The 21470-nt window shown below is 67.2% G+C and carries 17 protein-coding genes and 1 riboswitch; of the genes, 11 read left to right on the forward strand and 6 right to left on the reverse strand.

Features of this window, described 5'->3' with window-relative positions; all coding sequences use genetic code 11:
- Window positions 1–115: 115 nt before the first annotated feature.
- Together ACFPQ5_RS13870 and ACFPQ5_RS13875 are read left to right on the forward strand one after the other, a co-directional pair.
- Window positions 116–1075, forward strand: a complete 960-nt coding sequence (locus ACFPQ5_RS13870; protein ID WP_379756477.1) for a DUF535 family protein — start codon at window positions 116–118, stop codon at window positions 1073–1075.
- 149 nt (window positions 1076–1224) lie between these two features.
- Window positions 1225–1324, forward strand: a riboswitch (TPP riboswitch).
- Between the two features lie 90 nt (window positions 1325–1414).
- Entirely contained in the window at window positions 1415–3535 is a 2121-nt protein-coding gene (locus tag ACFPQ5_RS13875; RefSeq protein WP_379756480.1) for a TonB-dependent siderophore receptor, read from the forward strand.
- A gap of 3 nt (window positions 3536–3538) precedes the next feature.
- Here the strand turns inward: ACFPQ5_RS13875 and ACFPQ5_RS13880 are convergent, their stop codons facing one another.
- Together ACFPQ5_RS13880 and pnuC are read right to left on the reverse strand one after the other, a co-directional pair.
- Window positions 3539–4063: an AAA family ATPase gene (locus ACFPQ5_RS13880; RefSeq protein WP_379756484.1), complete on the reverse strand. Its 525-nt coding sequence runs from the start codon at window positions 4061–4063 to the stop codon at window positions 3539–3541.
- Entirely contained in the window at window positions 4060–4653 is a 594-nt protein-coding gene (gene pnuC, locus ACFPQ5_RS13885; protein WP_379756488.1) for a nicotinamide riboside transporter PnuC, read from the reverse strand. The genes ACFPQ5_RS13880 and pnuC overlap by 4 nt, the downstream gene beginning before the upstream one ends.
- 233 nt (window positions 4654–4886) lie before the next feature.
- On the opposite strand from pnuC, the gene ACFPQ5_RS13890 reads away from it, so the two are divergent.
- From ACFPQ5_RS13890 to ACFPQ5_RS13920, 7 genes are all read left to right on the forward strand, one after another.
- Window positions 4887–6854: an alpha/beta hydrolase family protein gene (locus tag ACFPQ5_RS13890; protein ID WP_379756491.1), complete on the forward strand. Its 1968-nt coding sequence runs from the start codon at window positions 4887–4889 to the stop codon at window positions 6852–6854.
- 312 nt (window positions 6855–7166) lie between these two features.
- Complete coding sequence (locus ACFPQ5_RS13895) at window positions 7167–8414, forward strand: efflux RND transporter periplasmic adaptor subunit (protein WP_379756494.1); 1248 nt, start codon at window positions 7167–7169, stop codon at window positions 8412–8414.
- 19 nt (window positions 8415–8433) lie between these two features.
- Complete coding sequence (locus ACFPQ5_RS13900) at window positions 8434–9096, forward strand: ABC transporter ATP-binding protein (protein ID WP_379756497.1); 663 nt, start codon at window positions 8434–8436, stop codon at window positions 9094–9096.
- Between the two features lie 9 nt (window positions 9097–9105).
- Complete coding sequence (locus ACFPQ5_RS13905) at window positions 9106–10353, forward strand: ABC transporter permease (protein ID WP_379756500.1); 1248 nt, start codon at window positions 9106–9108, stop codon at window positions 10351–10353.
- Window positions 10353–11552 carry an ABC transporter permease gene (locus tag ACFPQ5_RS13910; protein ID WP_379756503.1) on the forward strand — a complete coding sequence of 400 codons (1200 nt, stop codon included), beginning with the start codon at window positions 10353–10355 and terminating at the stop codon, window positions 11550–11552. Before ACFPQ5_RS13905 ends, ACFPQ5_RS13910 begins: the two co-directional genes overlap by 1 nt.
- Before the next feature lie 18 nt (window positions 11553–11570).
- Window positions 11571–12992: a sigma-54-dependent transcriptional regulator gene (locus ACFPQ5_RS13915; RefSeq protein WP_379756506.1), complete on the forward strand. Its 1422-nt coding sequence runs from the start codon at window positions 11571–11573 to the stop codon at window positions 12990–12992.
- Window positions 12989–14368, forward strand: coding sequence for a sensor histidine kinase (locus ACFPQ5_RS13920; protein WP_379756509.1), 1380 nt, complete (start codon window positions 12989–12991; stop codon window positions 14366–14368). Before ACFPQ5_RS13915 ends, ACFPQ5_RS13920 begins: the two co-directional genes overlap by 4 nt.
- A 164-nt stretch (window positions 14369–14532) precedes the next feature.
- Here the strand turns inward: ACFPQ5_RS13920 and ACFPQ5_RS13925 are convergent, their stop codons facing one another.
- Entirely contained in the window at window positions 14533–16668 is a 2136-nt protein-coding gene (locus ACFPQ5_RS13925; RefSeq protein WP_379756512.1) for a S46 family peptidase, read from the reverse strand.
- Window positions 16669–16787: 119 nt separating this feature from the next.
- Window positions 16788–17597 (reverse strand): PEP-CTERM sorting domain-containing protein, encoded by an 810-nt coding sequence (locus tag ACFPQ5_RS13930; RefSeq protein ID WP_379756515.1) that lies wholly within the window; start codon window positions 17595–17597, stop codon window positions 16788–16790.
- Window positions 17598–17760: 163 nt separating this feature from the next.
- On the opposite strand from ACFPQ5_RS13930, the gene ACFPQ5_RS13935 reads away from it, so the two are divergent.
- Window positions 17761–18789 carry a bile acid:sodium symporter family protein gene (locus tag ACFPQ5_RS13935; RefSeq protein WP_379756518.1) on the forward strand — a complete coding sequence of 343 codons (1029 nt, stop codon included), beginning with the start codon at window positions 17761–17763 and terminating at the stop codon, window positions 18787–18789.
- 78 nt (window positions 18790–18867) lie between these two features.
- Window positions 18868–19839 (forward strand): SDR family oxidoreductase, encoded by a 972-nt coding sequence (locus tag ACFPQ5_RS13940; protein ID WP_379756521.1) that lies wholly within the window; start codon window positions 18868–18870, stop codon window positions 19837–19839.
- Here ACFPQ5_RS13940 and ACFPQ5_RS13945 read toward each other — a convergent pair.
- On the reverse strand, window positions 19833–20012 hold the full coding sequence (locus tag ACFPQ5_RS13945) for a hypothetical protein (RefSeq protein WP_379756524.1): 180 nt from the start codon (window positions 20010–20012) through the stop codon (window positions 19833–19835). The genes ACFPQ5_RS13940 and ACFPQ5_RS13945 overlap by 7 nt on opposite strands.
- A 54-nt stretch (window positions 20013–20066) precedes the next feature.
- On the reverse strand, window positions 20067–21467 hold the full coding sequence (locus ACFPQ5_RS13950) for an efflux transporter outer membrane subunit (protein ID WP_379756527.1): 1401 nt from the start codon (window positions 21465–21467) through the stop codon (window positions 20067–20069).
- Window positions 21468–21470 lie beyond the last annotated feature (3 nt).

Raw genomic sequence — 21470 nt, forward strand, 5'->3', positions numbered from 1 at the left:
CGCCCAAAATATTGCCTCAGAGAATCTATTTCCCTTGAGCAATCGCACCGCCGAGACGAACCGGGTAGGACAACATGAAGTCGTCCGCAACCCGCCGTCTTCCACGGAGTGTCCGATGATCTTCGCGCACCTCACCCGCTACTGGCTGGCCCGCCGCAAGGAGCTGTCCGTCTCGTCCTGGCTGCTGTCGGTGCTGCGCAGCGCCCGCGTCCTGCGGTTTTACCGCGACCATGCGGCGCTATGCCAGCTCGACGTCTACCGCAATCATGTGATGGCGCCGCCCAACGACGATCCCTTCCACCACCTGAGCCACCGCGGCTACCTGGTGCAAGGCCTGAGCGCCCGCCAGCGCGTGCAGTGCGTGCTGTCGCACTACCGCTTCGAGGAAACCACCTTCGACGCGGCCTACAAGAAGGCCGTGTATGCCGACGGCGGCCTGGTCCTGTGGCAGCACAGCGTGGGCGAGCATGCCTTCCTGATCCGCCTCGAGATGGCCTCGCGCATGAATGCCGAGGGCGACCTGACGATCGCGCTGGTCGCCGACGGCAAGGTGCTGCACCGGCTGTCCTACTCGTGGGTCGACGGCGCGATCGCCGGCGTCCAGGCGCCGCTGGTGCCCTTCGTCGCCCGTAACCAGGGCCGCTGGACCGACTCGGGCGAGGCCTTCGACGCCTTCGAAGCCTGCTTCCCCAACAATTCGCCGAGCTTCTTCTGCTTCGCCGCGATGCAGGGCCTGGCGCAGGCGGTCGGCATGGAGCAAGTGCTGGCCGTGAAGTGCACCTCGCACATCGCCTACGATCCGGAAGAGATCAAGCATTTCGCCAACGCCTACGACGGTTTCTGGCGCGTGCTGGGCGGCGTCGAGCTGGCGGGCGACGCCTGGCAGGTAGCACTCCCCTTCTACCTGAAGCCGCTGGCCGACATGCCCTCGAAACACCGCAAGCGCGCCGCCCAGCGCCGCGAATACTGGCGCGCCATCGGCGACAGCACGCGCGCCACGCTGCAGCGCCACCTGCTGCATGCGCGCTCGCACCACGAGCATGCGGCGCCGCTGCGGGAGACGGTGGACGTCTAAACGGACAAGCACACGTAGGGTGGAGTCCCGACTCCACGCGGTCGGGCGCTTGCATACCGAAACTCTGCGCATCGACCGTACCGCGTGGAGTCAGGACTCCACCCTACATTGACAGAAGCACCACGGTCGGCACTGGCCGTGTTACACTCGCGCCTCGCTAGGGGTCCTGGAACTGCATGTTCCGGGTGAGAGATACCCTTCGTACCTGATCTGGATAATGCCAGCGAAGGAAAGCGCGCCAAGCAGTTCACACCTTGTTTGCCCTTCCCCCACGTTGGCTCCGGCTTTTATAAAAAGCAGTGCGCCATCTCCGCGTGGCGTGCGAAAGCGAGCAAACCAATGAAACCCGTCTTCAAGCATTCCCTCCTCGCCTGCGCCCTCGCGCAAGCCTTCGCCGTCCAGGCGCAAACCGCCGAACCGGTCGCTTCCGTCCTCGTCACCGGCAGCAAGTGGACGGTCAGCGACCGCGCCAGCATCGGCGGCTTCGCCGAGCTGCCGATGCTGGACATCCCGGCCTCGGTGGTCGCCATCGGCCGCAGCCAGATGCAGGACCTGTCGATCCGCTCGGCCAGCGACGCCGCGCAGTACGACGCCTCGGTCGGCGACGCCTACAACGCGGTCGGCTATGCCGAGCAGTTCTCGATCCGTGGCTTCAAGCTGAACAACAATTCGGGCTACCGCAAGGACGGCATCGCGATCGCCGGCGACACGCAAATCCCGCTCGAGAACAAGGAACGCTTCGAGCTGCTGAAAGGCGTGGCCGGCCTGCAGGCGGGCCTGGCCGCACCGGGCGGCGTGATCAACTTCGTGACCAAGCGCCCGACGGATACCCCGCTGCGTTCGGTGACGGTGGAAGCGCGCGAGCGCGGCAGCCTGCACGGGGAGCTTGACATCGGCGGCCGCTTCGAAGACACCCGCTTCGGCTATCGCATCAACGCCGCCGCCGACCGCCTGCGCTCGTATGTGCGCGGCGCCGACGGCAAGCGCCAGTTCGCATCCGGCGCCTTCGACTGGCAGATCACGCCTGATGCGAAACTGGAACTCGACATGGACTTCCAGCACAAGGAGCAGATCACCGCGCCCGGCTACCAGCTGATCCGCGGCACCGACCTGCCGGCGAACGTGTCGCCGAAAGTCCTGCTCAACGCCCAGCCCTGGACCAAACCGGTCGACACCGACAGCGCCAACCTCGGCCTGCGCTTCGCCTACCGCCTGAACGCCGACTGGAACGCCACGATCGGCGCCAACAAGCACTGGTTCAAGCGCGACGACTACACCGCCTTCCCGTACGGCTGCAGCAACGAGGGCGACGGCTACTATCCGGGTTACTGCTCGAACGGCGACTACGACGTCTACGACTACCAGAGCGTGGGCGAGCGCAAGACCCCGTTCGGCCTGCAGGCCCAGCTCCAGGGCCGCCTGAGCACGGGCGGCGTGCGGCACCTGCTCACCCTGGGCACCAGCTACGCCGAGCGCCACAACAGCTACGGCGACTACGTCTACGACTACGCCGGCTACAGCAACATCTACCAGCCGCTGGTCACCGATCCGGCGCCGGGCAATCCAAGCACCGGCCCGGCCTACGAACGATTCAGCGACCGCGAACGCGCCATCTACGTGCAGGACATCGTGACCCTGTCGCCCCAGCTCGCCGTGCACGCCGGCCTGCGTTACGTGAAGATCGACAGCACCCAGCAGCCCGAGTCCGATCAGCCGTGGGTCAGCGACAAAGCCTCGTTCGCGCTGCCGAACGTCTCGCTGGTCTACAGCCCCACCAAGAACTGGAACGTCTACGGCACGCTGGCGCACGGCCTGGAATCGGGCGGCGTCTCGCCGATCGAGACCGACAATCCGAACGAAGACCTGGGCCCGAACCGCTCCAAGCAGATCGAATTCGGCGTCAAGGGTATCGCCGGCAAGGACGTGTCGGTCGGCGCCGCCGTGTTCCAGATCACCTCTGGCCTGGAATACACCGATGCGAACAACCTCTTTGTGCGCAACGGCCAGCGCAAGCACCGCGGCCTGGAACTGTCGGCCCAGCGCGCCACCGGCGGCCTCGCCTACGGCGCCTCGCTGCTGGCCCTGCGCGCGCGCCAGGAAGACACGGGTGACGCGACGCTGGACGGCAAGCGCGTGACCAATGTGCCGGACTTGAAGACGACCGTCTGGGCAGAATATGCGGTAGCGAACGTGTCGGGCCTGAAGCTGAACGGCCAATGGCAGTACGCCGGCAAGAAGACCTTCGATCCGGCCAACACGGTCGACGTGCCGGGCTATCACGTGGTGGGACTGGGCGCCGCCTACGGCATGAAGATGGGCGCGACGCGCGTCACCCTGCGCGCCCGCGTCGACAACCTGTTCGACAAATTCTACTGGCGCGACGTCACCCAGGACCTGGGCGGCTACCTGCTGCCAGGCGCGCCGCGCACCTTCCGCCTGTCGGCACAGTTCGACTTTTAAAACTTAAAAAGGCGCGAGCACTTTCAGCGCCGCCTCGACCTGCCGCAGCCTGTGCGGCAGGTCGCTTTCCAGCAGCACGAAGCGGATGCCGCGCGCATCCAGTTCCGCTTCCACCAGCGCGAACACGCGCTGGCGCATCTCTTCCGATTCGCGCATCAGGCCATCCGGGATCCAGGGCGTGTCGGGCGCCGTCACCAGCGTCAGCGCATAGTCGTGGCTGCGCGCAAGCGCTTCCAGCTGCGCATCCACCCGTCCCCAGTACACGCGGCTGTAGAGCGCCGTCATCAGCGGCGTGGTGTCGCAGAACAGGAAGTCGCGTGCCTGCAGCGCGGCCGCGTCCTCGCGCTCCCTTTGCATGCGGGCGATCCCGAACTGGTCCGCTTCGAAAGGCACGCGTCCATGGGTGTCGACGAATTCGCGCAGGTACTCGGGTACCCACACGGTCCCGTAGCGCTGCGCCAGCGCCTGGCACAGGGTCGACTTGCCGGACGACTCGGCGCCCAGCACGGCGATGCGGCGCACGCTCATGACTGTACCTTCGCCAGCTTGCTCCAGGCGCGCAGCCCGCGCGCGGCCAGCACCACGAAGACCGCATACAGCACCGCCGTCACGTGCAGGTCCTTGAACACGTACAGGCCGACATACAGCACGTCGACGATCACCCATACGTGCCAGTTCTCGACTTTTTTACGCGCCAGCAGCAGCTGGCCGACCAGGCTGCCGGCCGTGAGGAAGCCGTCGATGTGCGGCACGTCGGTGTTCGTGTAGTTCGCCAGGAACCAGGACAGCGCGAGGAAGGCCGCGCCCCATCCCAGCAGCGCCCAGCTCCAGCCGGCGCGGTCCAGGCGCGTGACGACCAGCTTCGTCTCTTCGGTCCCGCGCAGCCACTGCCACCAGCCCCAGACCGATGCGGCGATGAAGACCAGCTGCAGGCCGCTGTCGCCGTACAGGCGCGCATCGAAGAACACGACGGCATAGGTGCTCGACGAGGCGATCGAGAACAGCCAGGCCCAGTGGTTCTGGCGGATGTTGAGCAGGACGGTAGTGACCGCGAGGGCGAAGGAGATCAGTTCGAGCGGGGTGGTACTGAAGCCGAACAGGGCAAGGGTGTCGTTCATGCGTGGGTCGCGCAAGCCCGGGATGCGTCAGGGCGCGCGGGGCATGTCGGGAAAAAGGTCGAGCTCATCGGGCTGGCGAGTATGCACCTGCGGAGCTGAATATGCAATGGAAGTAGCAAGTCGCGATAGCGCCACATGTTATCAAAAAGAATTTTCTATCTGGAAATAGCATTGTTATACTGAAACACTTATGTGGATCACTGGCATCCCGACATCACTATCAGGAGACGTTCATGCGTATGTATTTCGCGGCCATTTGCGCAGCCGCGCTGGCGGTCGCCCCAAGCCTCGCCCAGGCGGCGGCGCCGACAGTACCCCTCGCCGACTTCGTCCACGAGGACCAGTTCTCGAACCCGCGCCTCTCCCCGGACGGCAAGCACGTGGCGATCACCGTGCGCCTGCCGAGCGGCGACCGTTTCATTCCGGTTCTGATGATGTACACCGTCCCGGAAATGAAGATGACCGGAGCCATCCGCATGAAGGTCTTCGAAGTGCCAGCCAGCTACACCTGGGTCAGCCCGACCCGGCTGGTCGTCGCCAAGGCGCGCGAGTTCGGCTCGCGCGAAGCGCCGCAGATGACGGGCGAAGTGGTCGCGGTCGAACTTGACGGCAGCAAGCAGGCCTACCTGTTCGGTTACGACATGTTCCTGTATTCGAAACAGGGCGAGCGCTACGGTGACGACCATGCCTTCGGCAGTATCGAGGGCATCTCGAACAAGCGCGACGGCCACGTGTTCGTCGGCAGCTACGCCTGGCGCGGAAAGAGCAGCCTGCTGTACGACATCGACTCCAACAAGTCCACGCGCAAACTGGTGGCCGAGCTGCCGGTGCAGGACCTCAGCTTCATCATGCAGCACGACGGCACGCCGCGTTTCGCCATCGGCGCCGACGAGCAGTCGAATGCCGTCGAATTCCGCTTCGACAGCGCCAGCGGCCAATGGAACAAGATCGAAAAGCACGGCTTCCGCCGCTACCGCCCGTTCCACTTCGGCGCGGATGACCGCGAATTCATCGCAACCTACTCGGCCGAGGGCGAACCGGACCAGCTGGTGCGCGAGGATCTGGCGAGCGGCAAGCGCAGCGTCCTATTCAAGGACGCGGTGGGCAGCTTTGCCGGCGCAATGTACACCAGCAACTCGCTGCCTTTCGGCGCCTACTCCGCGGTCGGCATTCCGAAGGTGCGCTACTTCGACGAGAACGGCGCCGATGCCCGGCTGCACAAGGAGCTCAGCGCCCAATTCCCCGGCCACTACCTGCACTTCATCGATTTCAGCGACGACGGCAAGTTCTTGCTGTTCAGCGTGAAAAGCGACCGCGACCCCGGCAGCTATTACCTCTTCAACCGCGAGACGATGAAGGCCGACATGCTGTTCTCGGCCATGGAAACGATCGACCCCGAGCAGATGGCCGAACGCCGTCCGATCAGCTTCGCGGCGCGCGACGGCCTCGAACTGCACGGGTTCTTGACCATGCCGCGCGATACCGGCGGCGCCAAGGCGCCCCTGGTGGTGCTGCCGCACGGCGGCCCGCACGGTCCCTACGACACCTGGTTCTTCGACGAGGATGCCCAATTCCTCGCCAGCCGCGGCTACGCCGTCCTGCAGGTGAACTTCCGCGGCTCGGGCGGACGCGGGCTCAACTTCCTGGAAGCGGGATTCCGCCAGTGGGGCGACAAGGTCATCGACGACCTGGTGGACGGCACCCGCTGGGCCATTGGCCAGGGCAAGATCGACGGCGAGCGCGTGTGCGCCTACGGCGCCAGCTTCGGCGGCTACGCGTCGATGATGCTGGCGGCGCGCGAGCCGGCGCTCTACAAGTGCGCGGTCGGCTATGTCGGCGTCTACGACCTCAAGCTGCTGGCCAAGCCCCAGAACGATCGCAGCGACACCTTCAAGGCGAATGCCTACCGCAAGTACGTCGGCGACGACAAGGCGGAACTCGAGCGCATTTCGCCGGTGTCGCTGGCCGCCAGCATCAAGGCTCCCGTCTTCCTCGTCCACGGCGGCCAGGACAAGCGCGCGCTGGTCGATCACGCACACGCCATGCGCGCCGCCCTCACCGCCGCCGGCCGTCCACCCGAGTGGTTCCTCGCGCCCAACGAAGGCCACGGCTTCTACGACACCGCCAACCGCACCGCCTTCTACGAAAAGCTCGAGGCCTTCCTCGGCAGGCATATCGGCCCGAAGGCGGCCGCGAAGTAAGCCGGACCGGCGAGCGCCCGGCACCCGAAACCGCGGCCAGGCGCCGCGGTTTTTCTTTTCTTTCCCGCGTAGAGCGTGTGAAAAAGTCGTCAGGGCAAGGCGCATCGTCGAAGACAGTACGAGCGTACGGCGAGACGGTGCAACGCGGCCATGGCGATTTTTTCACACGCTCGTAGTGGACAGCACTGTCCGGATCCGGACACCAGTGCCCGCCACCGGGCATGCCGGCACCCTGCAGAGCGGCTCGTACGGGGCATCGCGCGCTGGCACGGCATTTGCAATAAGACAGGCACGACCCACTGCCTTCTCGCCATGGACCAAGCCCTCGATCCCGTATTCCTCCAGCGCCGCCGGCGCATCCGCCTGCTCGCCGGCGCCCTGCTCTTCGCCGGCCTGCTCGGCACCGGCTGGGGCGTCAACCGCGTCCTGCGTCCCAGCGTCGATGCCGCCGACATCGTCGTCTCCACCGTGCGGCGCGGCGACGTCGCCCAGACCGTGAACGCCGCCGGCGTCGTCATTCCCGTGCACGAGGAAGTCGTGGCCAGTCCCGGCGCCAGCCGCGTGGCCAAGGTGCATGCCAAGCCGGGCCAGCAGGTGGCCCAGGGCGAACTGCTGCTGGAACTGGACGACCGCGACATCCGCCTCGCGCTGGAGAGCCTGCAGGAACAGCTGGCGCAGCAGGAAAACCGCATCGCCACGCTCGCGGTCGAACTCGAGCAGAAGCACAAGCAGCTCACCAGCAGCATCGAACTGCTGGAGCTCGACCTGCTGTCCGCGCGCGCGCGGCACGAGCGCAACCAGAAGCTGCGCCAGAGCGGCCTGGTGTCGGGCGAAGACCTGCTGGCGGCCGACCTGAACGTCAAGCGCAACGAGATCCAGCTGCGCCAGCAGCGCGAGCAGATCGTCGACAACCGCCGCGCCACCGCCGGCAGCGTGGCCGCCGCCAGGCTGCAGAAGGACATCCTGAACAAGCAGATCGCGCAGCAGGAACGGCTGCTGGCGCAGACCCGCGTGCGCGCGCCCTTCGCCGGCATGCTGACCACGCTGGTGCAGGAAGAAGGCGCCAGCGTCGGCGCCGGCCAGCTGCTGGCGCGCGTCTCGGAGCTGAACAACTACCGGGTCGAGGCGACCCTGTCGGACTTCCATGCGCGCCTGCTGGCGCCCGGGCAGCAGGTACACGTCGAGCAGAACGGCGAGCGCATGGCCGGACGCGTGCACACCATCCTGCCCGAGATCCAGAACGGCACCGTCAAGCTGCTGGTCGACCTGGCGCAGCCGCACAATCCGCTCCTGCGCAACAAGATGCGGGTCGACGTGAATATCGTCACCGCCCAAAGGAAGAACGTGCTGGTGCTCGATGCCGGCGCCGCCTTCAACGGCAGCGGGCGCCAGGACGCCTTCCTGGTCGCCGACGGCGTCGCGCGCAAGGCCACGCTGGAACTGGGCGGCGGCGACGGCAAGCTGATCGAAGTCGTCGCCGGCGCGCGCGCGGGCGAGCGCGTCATCGTTTCCGATACCCGGGCCTACGCCCAGCAGGACTCCCTCCGCATTTCCGATTAACGACAACCGGGCACACGCCATGATCAAACTGAGCAAAGTGAGCAAGACCTACCGCACCGACAAGGTGGAGACGCTGGCATTGAAGGACGTCGACCTGCATGTGAAAAAGGGCGAATTCGTCGCCATGATGGGCCCCAGCGGCTGCGGCAAGAGCACGCTGCTGAACCTGATCGGCCTGCTCGACCGGCCCGGCCAGGGCAGCGTCGAAGTCGAAGGCATTCCGATCACGCGCTACCGCGACAAGCAGGTCGCCAATCTGCGCAACAGCACCTTCGGCTTCATCTTCCAGAGTTTCCACCTGATTTCCGACCTGCGCGTGATCGACAACGTCGAACTGCCGCTCCTGTACCGCAAGATGGCGGCCGGCGAACGGCGCCGCCTGGCGCGCGAGGCGCTGGAAAAGGTCGGCCTGGGCGCGCGCATGGACCACTATCCGAACCAGCTCTCGGGCGGCCAGCAGCAGCGCGTGGCGATCGCGCGCGCCATCGTCGGCCAGCCGCAGGTGCTGCTGGCCGACGAGCCGACCGGTAACCTCGACAGCAAGATGGGCGAGGAAGTGATGGACATCCTGCTCAAGCTGAACCAGGAGGGCACGACGGTCGTGATGGTCACCCACGACGAGCGCGAGGCGCGCCGCACCAACCGCATCGTGCGCGTGTTCGACGGCCAGCTGGTCGCGTAAGGAGAAGCCATGTTCCGCAACTACCTCCTCACCGCGTGGAAGGTCTTCATGCGTCGCAAGCTGTTCACGGCGATCAACTTGCTGTGCATCGTGCTGACCCTGGTCGTGCTGATGGTGATCGCCTCGCTGCTGGAAACGGCCTTCCGCCCGTCCGGCGTCGAAGGCAAGAGCGAGCGCTTCCTGCAGGTGTTCATGATGCGCATGGAAAGCCCGGGCGGCAACCGCGTCAGCAATACGCCGCTGGGCTATAAGCTGATCGAGAAATACCTCAAGCCCATGCCTGGCGTCGAGCGCGTCGCCGCCGTCACCCTGCCCTCCTCGGTCTCGGTGTACCAGGGTCCCAATGTCAGCGAACTGAAGCTGCGCCGCGCGGATGCCGACTACTGGAAAGTGCTCGACTTCACGCTGCTGGCCGGGCGCCTGCCCACCGCGGCGGACGATGCCGCCGGGCGCATGATCGCGGTGCTCAACGCATCCAGCGCGCGCCGCCTGTTCCCAGGCGCGCCGAAAGCGGCGCTGGGCCAGCGCATCGACGTCGGCGGCCAGGTATTCGAAGTGGTGGGCGTGGTCGAGGACGCGATGCACCTGAATGCCTATGCCGACATCTGGGCGCCGATCTCCACCTTCGCTTCCAGCGACTACCGCAAGGAACTGACCGGCATGTTCACCGCGCTGGTGCTGGCCGACAGCGCCGCCGACCTGCCGCGCATCCGCGACGAGGTCGCGCGCATCTCCAGGAGCGTCGTGCACGACGATCCGAAAGCATGGAAGACCATGCGCTTCTGGGCCGACGGCAAGCTCGACCTCTTCTCGCGCATCCTCACCAACAGCGGCGAGACGCCCGACTCCGGCGCCGGCAAGGTGCTGGCGACGATCGCGGTGGCGATGCTGCTCTTCATGCTGCTGCCCGCGCTGAACCTGGTCAACCTGAACACCGGCCGCATCCTGGAGCGGCGTTCGGAAATCGGCGTACGCAAGGCCTTCGGCGCCACAAGCCGCCAGCTCGCCGTGCAGTTCGTGGTCGAGAACGTCCTGCTCTGCCTGGCGGGCGGCCTGATCGCGCTGGCGGCCACCGCCGGCGTGCTGGCCTGGCTGGAAAGCGCCGGGCTGATTCCCTACCTGCGAGTCGACCTGAACCTGGCCGTCTTCGGCTGGGGCATGCTGATCGCCACCGTCTTCGGCCTCCTTTCCGGCGTCCTGCCCGCCTGGAAGATGTCGCGCCTCGATCCCGTCCATGCCCTGAAGGGAGCCGTCTGATGTTCCGCCATTTGCTGAAACTGACCTGGAAGCGCAAGTCCAGGAACCTGATGCTGAGCCTCGAGATCCTGCTCGCATTCGCCATCGTCTTCGCCGTGGCCGCCTTCGGCCTGCGCTACCTGCAGCTGTACCGCATGCCGCTGGGCTTCGAGGGCGCCGACGTCTGGTCGGTCGCGATCCAGCCCGGCGACAACGGCAAGCAGCGCTTCGACGACGCCGTCTACGACAGCTTCCGGCGCGGCCTTGCCGAACTGCCGGAGGTCGGCGGCGTCGCGTTCACGAATATCGAGCCGTATTCGATGTCGACCATGTCCGGCGACATGCGGCGCAAGGCCGGCAGCCGGGAGGTGCCGACCGAGCTGGCCGAAGCCGACGACAAGCTCGCGGCGGTCCTCGGCCTGAACCTGGTCGAGGGCCGCTGGTTCTCGCAGCTCGACAACGGCAGCGCGCAGCGCCCTGTCGTCATCAACCGCCGCATGGCCGAGGCCATGTTCCCGGGCGAGCGCGCGCTGGGCCAGCTGTTCATCGAGGGCGAAGGTGCGGCGCCGGCACAGGCCTACCGCGTGGTCGGCGTGGTCGACGCCTACCGCGCCAAAGGCGAACTGGCGGGACCGGTCAACTTCGCCTTCATGCGCCTGGAAGCGGGCAAGAACGACAACGACGCGCGGATCATGCTGCTCAAGGTCAGGGCCGGCACCGCCCGCGACTTCGAACGGCGCCTGAACGCGCGCCTGAAACTGATCCGCAACGACTGGTCGTTCCAGATCGCGCCCCTGTCGAGCAGCCGCGCCTCGATGATCCGCACGCAGACCGTGCCGCTGATCGTGATCGGCATCATCGCCGGCTTCATGCTGCTGATGGTCGCCTTCGGCCTGTTCGGCGCGCTGTGGCAGAACACCACCCAGCGCATTCCCGAGATCGGCCTGCGCCGCGCGATCGGCGCCGGCGCCGCCGACATCTACCGCCAGATCGTGGCCGAGCAGTTCATGCTCAGTTCGATCGCGATCGTGTTCGGCCTGGCCCTGCTGGTGCAGCTGCCCCTGACCGGCGCCTTTGGGGAAAGCCTGAACTGGCCGGTATTCCTCGGCGCCGCCCTGCTGTCGATGGCCGTGATCTATCTGCTATCCTTGCTGTGCGCGGTGTATCCGGGATGGCGCGCCAGCCGCCTGTCCCCGACCGAAGCGCTGCACTACGAATAGCCCGATAAAAAGACTACGATGCACATCTCCTCTCCTGCGCGCATCCTCGTCGTCGACGACGACGGCGCGGTCCTGGTTTCGCTGGCCCTGCTGCTCAAGCAATCCGGTTTCGAACCGCTGCGCGCCGCCAGCGCTGTGGAAGCGCTCGATCTGCTGGCGCGCGAGAGCGTGGACCTGGTCCTGCAGGACATGAACTTCTCGCTGCAGACCGACGGCGAGGAAGGCCTGGCCCTGCTGGCTCGAATCCGCGAGCGCCACCCGGCCGTGCCGGTGCTCCTGATGACGGCCTGGGGCTCGATCAACCTGGCGGTGGCCGGCATCAAGGCCGGCGCCGTCAACTTCTTCACCAAGCCCTGGGACAACACGCAGCTGATCGAACTGGTGCGCGCCACGCTCGCACTCGATTCGTCCGCCGGCGGCCCGACGCGGCGCGCGCTCGACGCCCAGTTCGATTTCGGCGGCCTTGTCGGGGAGCACCCGAAGCTTCTGCGCGTGCTCGTCACCATCGGCCAGGTCGCGCGCACCCGCGCCCCGGTCATGATCCTGGGCGAGAGCGGCACCGGCAAGGAACTGGTGGCCGACGCCATCCACCGCAACAGCCCGCGCGCCGCGCAGGCCATCGTCAAGATCAACATGGGCGCGATCACCCCGACCCTGTTCGAAAGCGAATTGTTCGGCCACGTGCGCGGCGCCTTCACCGATGCGCGCAGCGACCGCAAGGGGCATGTGGCGAGCGCCGAGGGCGGCACCCTGTTCCTCGACGAGATCGGCGAACTCAATCGCGCCGACCAGGTCAAATTGCTGCGCGTGCTGCAGGACGGGCGCTACCAGCCGGTCGGCGCCAGCCGCAGCGAACAGGCCGACGTGCGCGTGGTGTCGGCCACCAACCGCGAGCTGGCCGAACTGGTTGCCGCCGGCGAGTTCCGGGAAGACCTGTTCTACCGCCTGAACCTGATCACGATCCGCCTGCCGCCGCTGCGCGAGCGCCGCAGCGACATCCCGCTGCTGGCGCGCCACATCGCCGCCAACGTGGCCGCCGGCTACGGACTCGGTGAAGTCACGCTCACCAACGGCGCGCTCGACTGGCTGTCGAGCCAGCCCTGGCCCGGCAACATCCGCCAGTTGAAGCAGACGCTGGAACGCACGCTGCTGCTGGTCGACAAGGCCCAGCTGACCCAGGCCGATTTCATCCACGCCGGCCAGCTCGACGAAGCCGGCGCGGCGGGCGGCAACGCGCGCCTGGGCGTGGACGGCATGACGCTGGAGCAGGTCGAACGCCACATGATCGAGCAGGCGCTGGCCCAGCACACCGGCAACATCTCGCGCGTGGCCAAGGCGCTCGGCCTGTCGCGCACGGCCTTGTATCGGCGTCTCGAGCGCCACGGCCTCGGCGACGCCGGCGACGGGGGCGGCGAGACGCGCGGCGAGGCCGGCGCGTGAGCCTGCGCCGCCGGCTCGGCGCCTACATCCTCGCCATTCACCTCGCCCCCCTCGCCTGCGCCTTCCTGCTGCTGCCGGAGCGCCCGCTGCTGTTCGTGGGCGCCGAACTGCTGCTGCTGGCCAGCCTGGCCCTCGGCTGGCGCCTGCTGAAACGCGCGCTCGAGCCGCTCGACTATACGCGGCGCTTTCACGACCTGCTGCAGGACCAGCACTACGCCAACCGCCTGGCGCCGCCCGGGCCGGGGGAATTGGGCGAACTGGTGGCGATGTTCAATGCGATGCTGGCCGCGCTGCACCGCGAGCGCCTGATGGTGGGCGAGCAGCAGGGATTGCTCGACCGCCTGCTGGAAGCGACGCCCGGCGCGGTGATCGTGTTCGACTTCGACGGCGCGATCAGCCTGGTGAACGCCAGCGCCGTCAAGCTGCTGGGACTGGAACAGCCGCAGGGGAAGCCGCTTGCGCACTTCCTGGCGCAGGGTGCCGTTGCGCCGCGCGAGCACGCACGCCGTCTCGACCTGATCAATCAGCTCGAGACGCTGGCGGCGGGCGAAAGCCGCCTGCTGACCGACCTCGACGGTCGCCGCTACCGCGCCCAGCGCGGCCAGTTCTACGACCGCGGTTTTGCGCGCTCCTTCCTGCTGGTCGAAGAGCTGACCGAAGAACTCGAAGATTCGGAGCGCGCCACCTACGCCAAACTGGTGCGGGTGCTGGCCCATGAGGTCAACAACACCGTGGCCGCGACCTGTTCGGTGCTCGACTCGCTGCTGTTCTACGGCGGCCAGCTGGCCGCATCCGACGCCGCCGATTTTTCCACGGCCATCGACGCCGTCCGGCGCCGCAACGTCAGCCTCGGCGACTTTATCGACCGCTTTACGCGCGTGGTCAAGATGCCGGAGCCGGAACTGCGTCCGGCCAGTCTGCGCGCCATCGTCGACGACATCCTGTGGCTCAATCGCGAAGCCTGCGCCGCGCGCGGCATCGAGCTGCGCTGGCAGGTCTGCAGCGATCCCGGCCCGATACCGATGGATGCCCAGCTGATCGAACAGGCGCTGCTCAACGTCGTCAAAAACGCGATCGAGGCGGTCCAGGCGCGCCAGTCGCTCGGCGTGCCCGGCGGCCACGTGCACCTGGCGCTGGAAGCCAGGGATGGCGCGGCCGTGCTGTCCGTGTCCGATTCGGCCGACCTGCTCGGCCAGGTGGCGCCGCGCCGGCTGTTCACGCCCTTCTTCACCACCAAGCGCGGCGGCCAGGGCATTGGCCTGATGTTCGTGCGCGAGGTCCTCAACCGTCACGGTTTCGCATACTCGCTCGCGGCGACGGGCGAGGGCGAAACACGCTTCGATATCCGGTTTACGGGGGTACTGGAGACCGCGTGAATGCCGTAGGGTGGGCGCTCCGTGCCCACCGGTGACGTTCGCGGGCCCGCTGGTGGGCACGGGGCGCCCGGTGAAACCGTGGCCGAGGCCATTGGCCTCGCCCACCCCTACAAAAAAGCCGCAGCGGGATTTCTCCGGCTGCGGCTGCGTTCAAGCGATCGTGATTACTTCTTCGGATACTTGATCGTCATTTCCTTGAGCAGGTTGTCGGCATGGTCGACTTCCTTCATCACCCACAGCATGTAGCGGATGTCGACGTGGATCGCGCGCGTGATCGCGGTGTCGAAGTACCAGTCCTTGGTGATCGACTCATAGGTCGAATCGAAGTTCAGGCCGACCAGTTCGCCGCGCTTGTTCATCACGGCCGAACCGGAGTTGCCGCCGGTGGTGTCCGCGCTCGACAGGAAGTTCACCGGCACCGTGTTCAGCACCGGATCCTTGAACACGCCGTAGCGCTTGGCCTTGACGGCTTCGGTCAGTGCGGCCGGAACCAGGAACGGATCCTTGTCGGTCGCCTTCTCGACAATGCCCTCGACGGTCGTGAACGGACCTTTCACCAGGCCGTCGCGCGGCGAATACGGCGACACGGTGCCGTAGGTCACGCGCAGGGTCGAGTTCGCGTCCGGATACACCGGCTTGCCTTGCGACTTCTTGTACGCGATGACGGCCGCCATGTACTGCGGGATGGTGCGATCGAGGTTGCCATCGACTTCCTTGCGGCGCTCTTCCAGGCTCTTGGCGACGTCGTTCATGCGCACGGCAAGCTGGATGAACGGATCGTTCGACTGCTGGAAGGCGGCGACGTCCTTGCCGATCCAGGCCAGGCGCTTGTTGGTGTCGCCCAGTTCGGTCGTCTGGTACAGGGACGCGAGGTTAGCCGCGTTCGGCAGCAGCGCGTCCAGGCCCTGCGGGCGCAGCTTCTGGTCGATCTTCGCATAGCGGTTCAGGGCCGCGGCATAGCGCGCCTGGTCGACCTGTGCGACAAAGGATTTATCGAGGCCGCTCACGCGCGCCTTGATGAAGGAGAGGTTGCGTTCCTGGTAAGCGGCATCGCGCTCGGCGTCCGGCTTCTGGCGTTCCTGGGCCAGGCGGTACATCAGGCGCGCGCTCCTCAAGAGGTCGCTGTGGGTGGCTTCCGCATAGGCGCCCTCTTCGCGCGACAGCGCCATGTCGGCGGCGATCACCGCGTCGAGGTCGGCCAGCAGCGTGGAGCCCTTGCCGTTCTTGCCGTACCAGCCGCGGAATTCCGCATCCTGCACGTCCTTGATCGCGGCGATGTCCTTGCGCGCGAAGCCGTCCAGCAGGCCCTGGCTCTTCTTCAGCACGTTGTTCAGGCTTTTCGCGACGCTGGCGTAGCGCACGTCCCAGGCGGCGTTGCCCTTGGTGGCTGATGCGATCACGTCGAGGTCGGCCGTGATGGTGGACACGCGGCCAGGGAGGTCGACGTCGCGCGCGAAGCGGATCTCCGAGGGCAGCTTGTAGCGGCTGGTGCGGCCCGGGTAGCCGGCCAGCAGGATCGGATCGCCGTTTTTCAGGCCTTCGGCCGAGACGACCAGGAAGTCCTTCGACTTATACGGCACGTTGTTCGGCGACGGGTCGGCCGGGCGGCCGTCCGGGCCGACGTAGGCGCGCAGGAAGGTGAAGTCGCCGGTCTGGCGCGGCCACTCGTAGTTGTCGATGTCGCCGCCGAAGTTGCCGATCTTGTCCGAGGGCGCATACACCAGGCGCACGTCGCGGATCATCAGCTGCTTGATGCGGTAGTACTCGAGGCCGCGGTGGAAGGCCGGCACCGAGCAGCGATAGGCCTTGTCGCTCTCGCATTCGGCGGTCAGGGCCTTGATGCGCGAGGAGATCGCCTCGTTGCGCTGGCGGCCGGTCAGGTTCGGACCGAGGTCCTTGAGCACGCGGTCGGTCACGTTCTCGACTTTCTCGGTCACGTAGACCAGCGAGCTCGGGCCGCCCGGCAGTTCCTCGGCGCGGGTCCTGGCGAGGAAGCCGTCGACGATGTAGTTCTTTTCCGGAGTCGAATTGCGCTGCACCGCGCCGTAGCCGCAGTGGTGGTTGGTGACCACCAGGCCGTCGGGCGACACGAAGGAGGCAGAGCAGCCGCCCAGCGAGACGATCGCGCTCATCGGATGCTTCGACAAATCGGCCAGCTTCTCGGCCGGCATCGTGATGCCGATGCGTTTCAGTTCGGATTTCAGCTGCGGCAGCTGGTGCGGCTGCCACTGGCCTTCGTCGGCCATGGCGCCGGCTGCGGCGCCCAGGAGAGCGACAGGAAGAACGATCGTTTTGAACAAGGTGGACCCCGATTGACAAGTAAAAACAAGCGGGGAGTATAGCCCGGTTGGCAAGGCCGGGAAATCGATTTTTTGCGGTCAATACGCGCGTTCGGGCATGGACCGCGGCGCCTCGCGGCTCAACCCTTCCTGCGCTTGCCCAGGGCCGCGGCGACGGCCGCCAGTCCGAGGCCCAGCAGCGCGAAGCTGCCCGGCTCCGGCACGTCGCTGCGGCGCGTCTCGAAGTTCCAGGTGGTCGTGCCCTGGCCCTTGAAGCCGACCGTCAGGTTGTCGACGAAGCCGGCGAAGCTGCCGTTCCAGCCCGAGCCGATACCGAACTCGATGCCGAGGATGGCGGTGTTCGCGCCCAGGCGGTCGGCCGGGGCGCCGGGACGCGGGCCGTCGATCCATTCGGCCAGCGACACGTCGTAGCGCTCCACCGTATTGCCCGGGCTGAACTGGCGCATCCAGAAGTTCCCGCCCAGGATGTCGCTGGTGGTCCAGCGGTCCTCGACCAGGCCGCCGCCGTTGTAGACCTGTTCCCAGACCAGGTAGCCGCGATCGGCCGTGGTGGCGATGTCGCCGTCGGCGTCGTAGCTCAGGCGCAGCGCCGGCTGCAGGTGGGCCGGGGCCGAACCGCCGCTGCTGCGCAGCCAGTCGTAGCTCAGCGCATCGAGATTGCCGAGCGTGCGGCCTTCGACGTAACCCCAGCTGTAGACATAGTCGGCCTTGCCGCTGCCGTTCGCCAGCGACATCTCGACCGAGCCGTTGCCGCTGCGCGCAGCCGTGCCCGTGATCGCCGCGCTGCTGCTCTCGCGAACGTTCGCCACGTTCCACTTGTTCAGGCCGGTGCCGAGGTCGTCCGGCGTGACGGTGATGACCGAGGCATGGGCGCAAGCGCCGCTGAACACGGTGGCGGAAATCAGGGCGGCGCGTACGAGAGTCTTCATGGTCGGGTATCCGGTTGGTCGAGCGCGTTCAATAGGCGCGAATATTGCAGTTTAGCAGTATTCATTGCCTCTCTGCCAATCCATCGCACCGGAGTGGGCCGCCAACAACAGATCAGCCCTTGCGGCTAGAATAGATTTTTTCCTTGCCGGGCCCGCCGCAACCATGGGACGTATCGCCACTCTCCTCTCCACCACCGCACGCCGCCTCGCGCTCGACGCCTTCACCATCGGACTGATGGTCATGGTTTTGCTGGCCAGCGTGCTGCCCGCCAGCGGCGACGCCGCCGTCGTGTTGGGTCACGTCACCACGCTGGCCATCGGCCTGCTGTTCTTCCTGCACGGCGCCAAGCTCTCGCGCGAAGCCCTGGTCGCGGGCCTCACCCACTGGCGCCTGCACCTGCTGGTGCTGGCCGCGACCTTCGTCATGTTCCCGCTGATGGGCCTGGCCATCGAGCCGCTGGCGCTCAGCCTCCTCACGCCAGAACTCACCATGGGCATCCTGTTCCTCTGCGTGCTGCCTTCCACCGTGCAGTCCTCGATCGCCTTCACGGCGCTGGCGCGCGGGAACGTCGCCGCCGCCGTCTGCAGCGCGACGGCCTCGAACTTCCTCGGCATCTTCCTCACGCCGCTGCTGGTCGGCACCCTGGTGGTCCAGGGCGCGCAGGCAAGCGGCGGATCCGGCCTGGACCAGATCTGGAAGATCGTCGAGCAGCTGCTGCTCCCCTTTATCGCCGGCCAGCTGCTGCGGCCCTGGATCGGCGCCTTCATCGACCGCCACAAGCCGGTGCTGCGCTATGTCGACCAGGGCTCGATCCTGCTGGTGGTCTACATGGCCTTCAGCGAGTCCGTCAACGAAGGACTGTGGCAGCACATCTCCGGCACGGCGCTGCTCGTGCTGACGGTGCTGTCCTGCGTGATGCTGGCCGTGGCGCTGGGGCTGTCGGCCTGGGCCAGCCGCCGCCTCGGTTTTTCGAAAGAGGACGAGATCACGATCATCTTTTGCGGCTCGAAGAAAAGCCTGGCCAGCGGCGTGCCGATGGCGAAGGTGCTGTTCGCGCCGTCGGCGCTGGGGATGATCATCCTGCCGCTGATGCTGTTCCACCAGATCCAGCTGATGGTGTGCGCGGTGCTGGCGCAGAAGTGGGCGCGGCGCGGCGAGGCGGTGGAGGCGGTGCCCGTGGACGCCGGCTAGCGTCGAGCCGTGCGACCGGGATCGGGGTAATTGGGGCACCATGAACCCCATAATCGATAACCCGGAAAGGCGAGCACAATGAATCCCACCACGACCCGCGTCGTCATCACCGGCGCTTCCAGCGGCATCGGCGCCGCCACCGCCATCGCGTTCGCCAGGGACGGCGCCATGCTGGTCCTCGCCGCGCGCGGCAAGGAGGGGCTCGACGAGGTCGCCCGCCAGTGCCGCGAAGCCGGCGGCAGCGCCGAGGTGCGCGTGCTCGACGTCACCGACCCGCAGGCAGTCGCCGCCTTCGCCCTCGAAGCGCAGGATATTCTGGGCGAGATCGACCTGTGGTTCAGCGACGTCGGCATCGGCGTGGTCGGCAAGTATGCCGAGGTGCCGCTGGAGGACCACCGGCGCGTGATCGAAGCGAACCTGCTCGGCCACATGCACGACGCGCACGCCGTGCTGCCGGTCTTCCAGCGCCAGGGCCACGGCATCTGGGTCAACATGATTTCCTTCGGCGGCTTCGTGGCCTCGCCTTATTCGGCGGCCTATGCGGCCAGCAAGTTCGGCCTGCGCGGCTTCAGCGAAGCCCTGCGCGCCGAACTGCGCGAACATCCGGACATCCATATCTGCGACGTCTACCCTACTTTTGTGGACACGCCGGGCTTCCGGCACGCGGCGAATTACACTGGCGCGAAACTGTCCTACCCGCCTGGCACGCTGGCGCCGGAAAAAGTGGCCGACGCCGTCGTGGGCCTTGCGAGCCAGCCTCGCGACACGACCGTGATCGGCGCGCCTGCCGCGCTGATGAAAGTCAGCGAGCTGGCCGCGCCCCTGCCCGCGATGCTGCTGGGCCGCTTCATGGACGCCTGGTCGAAGCGCGCCGACCGTACCGGCGACACGGCTGGCGCGCTGTACGAACCTGAGCGCGGCGCGAGCGGCATCCACAGCGGCCAGCGCCAGGGCGCGTCGCAGCAGAATACCGCGCTGATGGTCGGCGCCGGGCTGGCGCTGGGCGTGCTTGGGTGGCAGCTGCTGCGCCGGCGCGAGCGGGACTACTGATCCTTTATCGGGACATCCGTCTCGGCGGACGTCGGCACGTTAGTACTGTGCGGCTGGAGTTCCGCGGCGACGAGCACGTTCGCGGCCGGTGTCCTGGCGGCCTTCTGCTGCACGACCTGCACCGCAACGGCGCGGCCGTCGACGACAGGCTTCGGATGGCGAATGAAGAACATGAGAAGTCCCGCTTGAGTAATCGACAACTCAAGCTGGAGACGAACGCCCGGACTTCAAGGTTGACTACCCGCCTGCCAGCCGCCGCCCAGCGACTGGATCAGGCTGACCGCGACCGTCTGGCGGTCGCTTTGCACCTGCACCAGCGCGCGGCGCGCGTTCAGGGCCGTGACCTGGGCCTGCACCACTTCCGTGTACCCCACCTGCCCTGCGCGATAGCGGTTCATGATCTGCTGCTCGACCAGGTCGGCCGCCTCGGATGCCTGGCGCCGCAGGTCCTGCTGCTGGGCCAGCACGCGGGTGGCCGTCAGCTGGTCCTCGACGTCGGCAAAGGCGTTCAATACCGTCTGGCGGTAGCGCGCGACAGCGGCCTGGTGGCGCGCCTCGGCGCCCGCCACGGCGGCGCGGGTGGCGCCGGCGTTGAAGATCGACTGCGCCGCCGACAGGCCGAAGGACCAGGCGGCGTTCGAGGCCGAGAACAAATCTCCCACGCGGCTGCCGCCGGTGCCGAGCGAGCCCGATAAGCCGATGTTCGGGAAGTAGGCCGCGCGCGCGATGCCGATTTCGGCGTTGGCGGCGGCGACGTCGCGTTCGGCGGCAGCGATGTCCGGGCGGCGCTGCAGCAGCGTGGCCGGCACGCCGACCGGCACCTCCGGTACCGTCACGCGCCAGTCCGGCGTCGGCGCGAGCGCGAAGTCGCTCGGCGCCTTGCCGACCAGGATCGCGATCGCATGCTCGAACTGGGCGCGCTGGCGCGCCAGCGTCAGCGCGTCGCCCTTGGCGCTGGCAAGCTGGGTCTGGGCCTGCAGCACGTCGGTGCGGGCGGCGATGCCGACGTTGAAGCGGTTCGTGGTGATCTGCAGTTCGCGCTCGTAGCCGGCGATGGTCCGTTCGAGCAGCGCGCGCTGGGCGTCGAGCGCGCGGATGGTGAAGTAGTTCGAGGCCAGCTCGCCCTGGGCCGAGAGCCGTGCGCTGGCCAGGTCCGCCGCGCTGGCATCAAAGCCCGCCTGGGCTGCGGTCACGCCGGCGCGCAGGCGGCCCCAGACGTCCGGTTCCCAGCTGCCGCCCAGGTTGGCGCGGTAGCTGTTGTCGGCGCCCTGCCCGCGCACGCCGGCGCGGTCGCCCGAGAGGTTCAGCGAGACCGTCGGGAACAGGGATGCGCGTTCCTGCTGCACGGCGGCGCGCGCCTGCGCATAGTTGGCTACCGCCACCGCCACGTTCTGGTTCGAGACCTCGACGCTCGCAGCGAGCGCGTCGAGTGTCGGGTCGCCGAACAGCTGCCACCACGGTCCGCGCTCCAGCGCGTCGGCGGGCGCCGCCGGCACCCAGCCCGCGAGCTCCTTGAAGGCGGCCGGTTCGGGCGTCGTTGGGCGCTGGTAGGTCGGACCGACGGCGCAGCCGGCGAGGCTGAGGGCGAAAGCCAGCAAGGTCAGTCGGAGCGGCGTGGTTTTCTGCATGGG

The sequence above is a fragment of the Massilia suwonensis genome, assembly GCF_042655665.1.
Classification (GTDB): Bacteria; Pseudomonadota; Gammaproteobacteria; order Burkholderiales; family Burkholderiaceae_D; genus Telluria; species Telluria suwonensis.

Bases quoted from the DNA above. Each gene is read 5' to 3' on its own strand.
- ACFPQ5_RS13870 (WP_379756477.1), top strand. From the start codon at position 116: ATGATCTTCGCGCACCTCACCCGCTACTGGCTGGCCCGCCGCAAGGAG.
- ACFPQ5_RS13875 (WP_379756480.1), top strand. From the start codon at position 1,415: ATGAAACCCGTCTTCAAGCATTCCCTCCTCGCCTGCGCCCTCGCGCAA.
- ACFPQ5_RS13880 (WP_379756484.1), bottom strand. From the start codon at position 4,063: ATGAGCGTGCGCCGCATCGCCGTGCTGGGCGCCGAGTCGTCCGGCAAG.
- pnuC (WP_379756488.1), bottom strand. From the start codon at position 4,653: ATGAACGACACCCTTGCCCTGTTCGGCTTCAGTACCACCCCGCTCGAA.
- ACFPQ5_RS13890 (WP_379756491.1), top strand. From the start codon at position 4,887: ATGCGTATGTATTTCGCGGCCATTTGCGCAGCCGCGCTGGCGGTCGCC.
- ACFPQ5_RS13895 (WP_379756494.1), top strand. From the start codon at position 7,167: ATGGACCAAGCCCTCGATCCCGTATTCCTCCAGCGCCGCCGGCGCATC.
- ACFPQ5_RS13900 (WP_379756497.1), top strand. From the start codon at position 8,434: ATGATCAAACTGAGCAAAGTGAGCAAGACCTACCGCACCGACAAGGTG.
- ACFPQ5_RS13905 (WP_379756500.1), top strand. From the start codon at position 9,106: ATGTTCCGCAACTACCTCCTCACCGCGTGGAAGGTCTTCATGCGTCGC.
- ACFPQ5_RS13910 (WP_379756503.1), top strand. From the start codon at position 10,353: ATGTTCCGCCATTTGCTGAAACTGACCTGGAAGCGCAAGTCCAGGAAC.
- ACFPQ5_RS13915 (WP_379756506.1), top strand. From the start codon at position 11,571: ATGCACATCTCCTCTCCTGCGCGCATCCTCGTCGTCGACGACGACGGC.
- ACFPQ5_RS13930 (WP_379756515.1), bottom strand. From the start codon at position 17,597: ATGAAGACTCTCGTACGCGCCGCCCTGATTTCCGCCACCGTGTTCAGC.
- ACFPQ5_RS13935 (WP_379756518.1), top strand. From the start codon at position 17,761: ATGGGACGTATCGCCACTCTCCTCTCCACCACCGCACGCCGCCTCGCG.
- ACFPQ5_RS13940 (WP_379756521.1), top strand. From the start codon at position 18,868: ATGAATCCCACCACGACCCGCGTCGTCATCACCGGCGCTTCCAGCGGC.
- ACFPQ5_RS13945 (WP_379756524.1), bottom strand. From the start codon at position 20,012: ATGTTCTTCATTCGCCATCCGAAGCCTGTCGTCGACGGCCGCGCCGTT.
- ACFPQ5_RS13950 (WP_379756527.1), bottom strand. From the start codon at position 21,467: ATGCAGAAAACCACGCCGCTCCGACTGACCTTGCTGGCTTTCGCCCTC.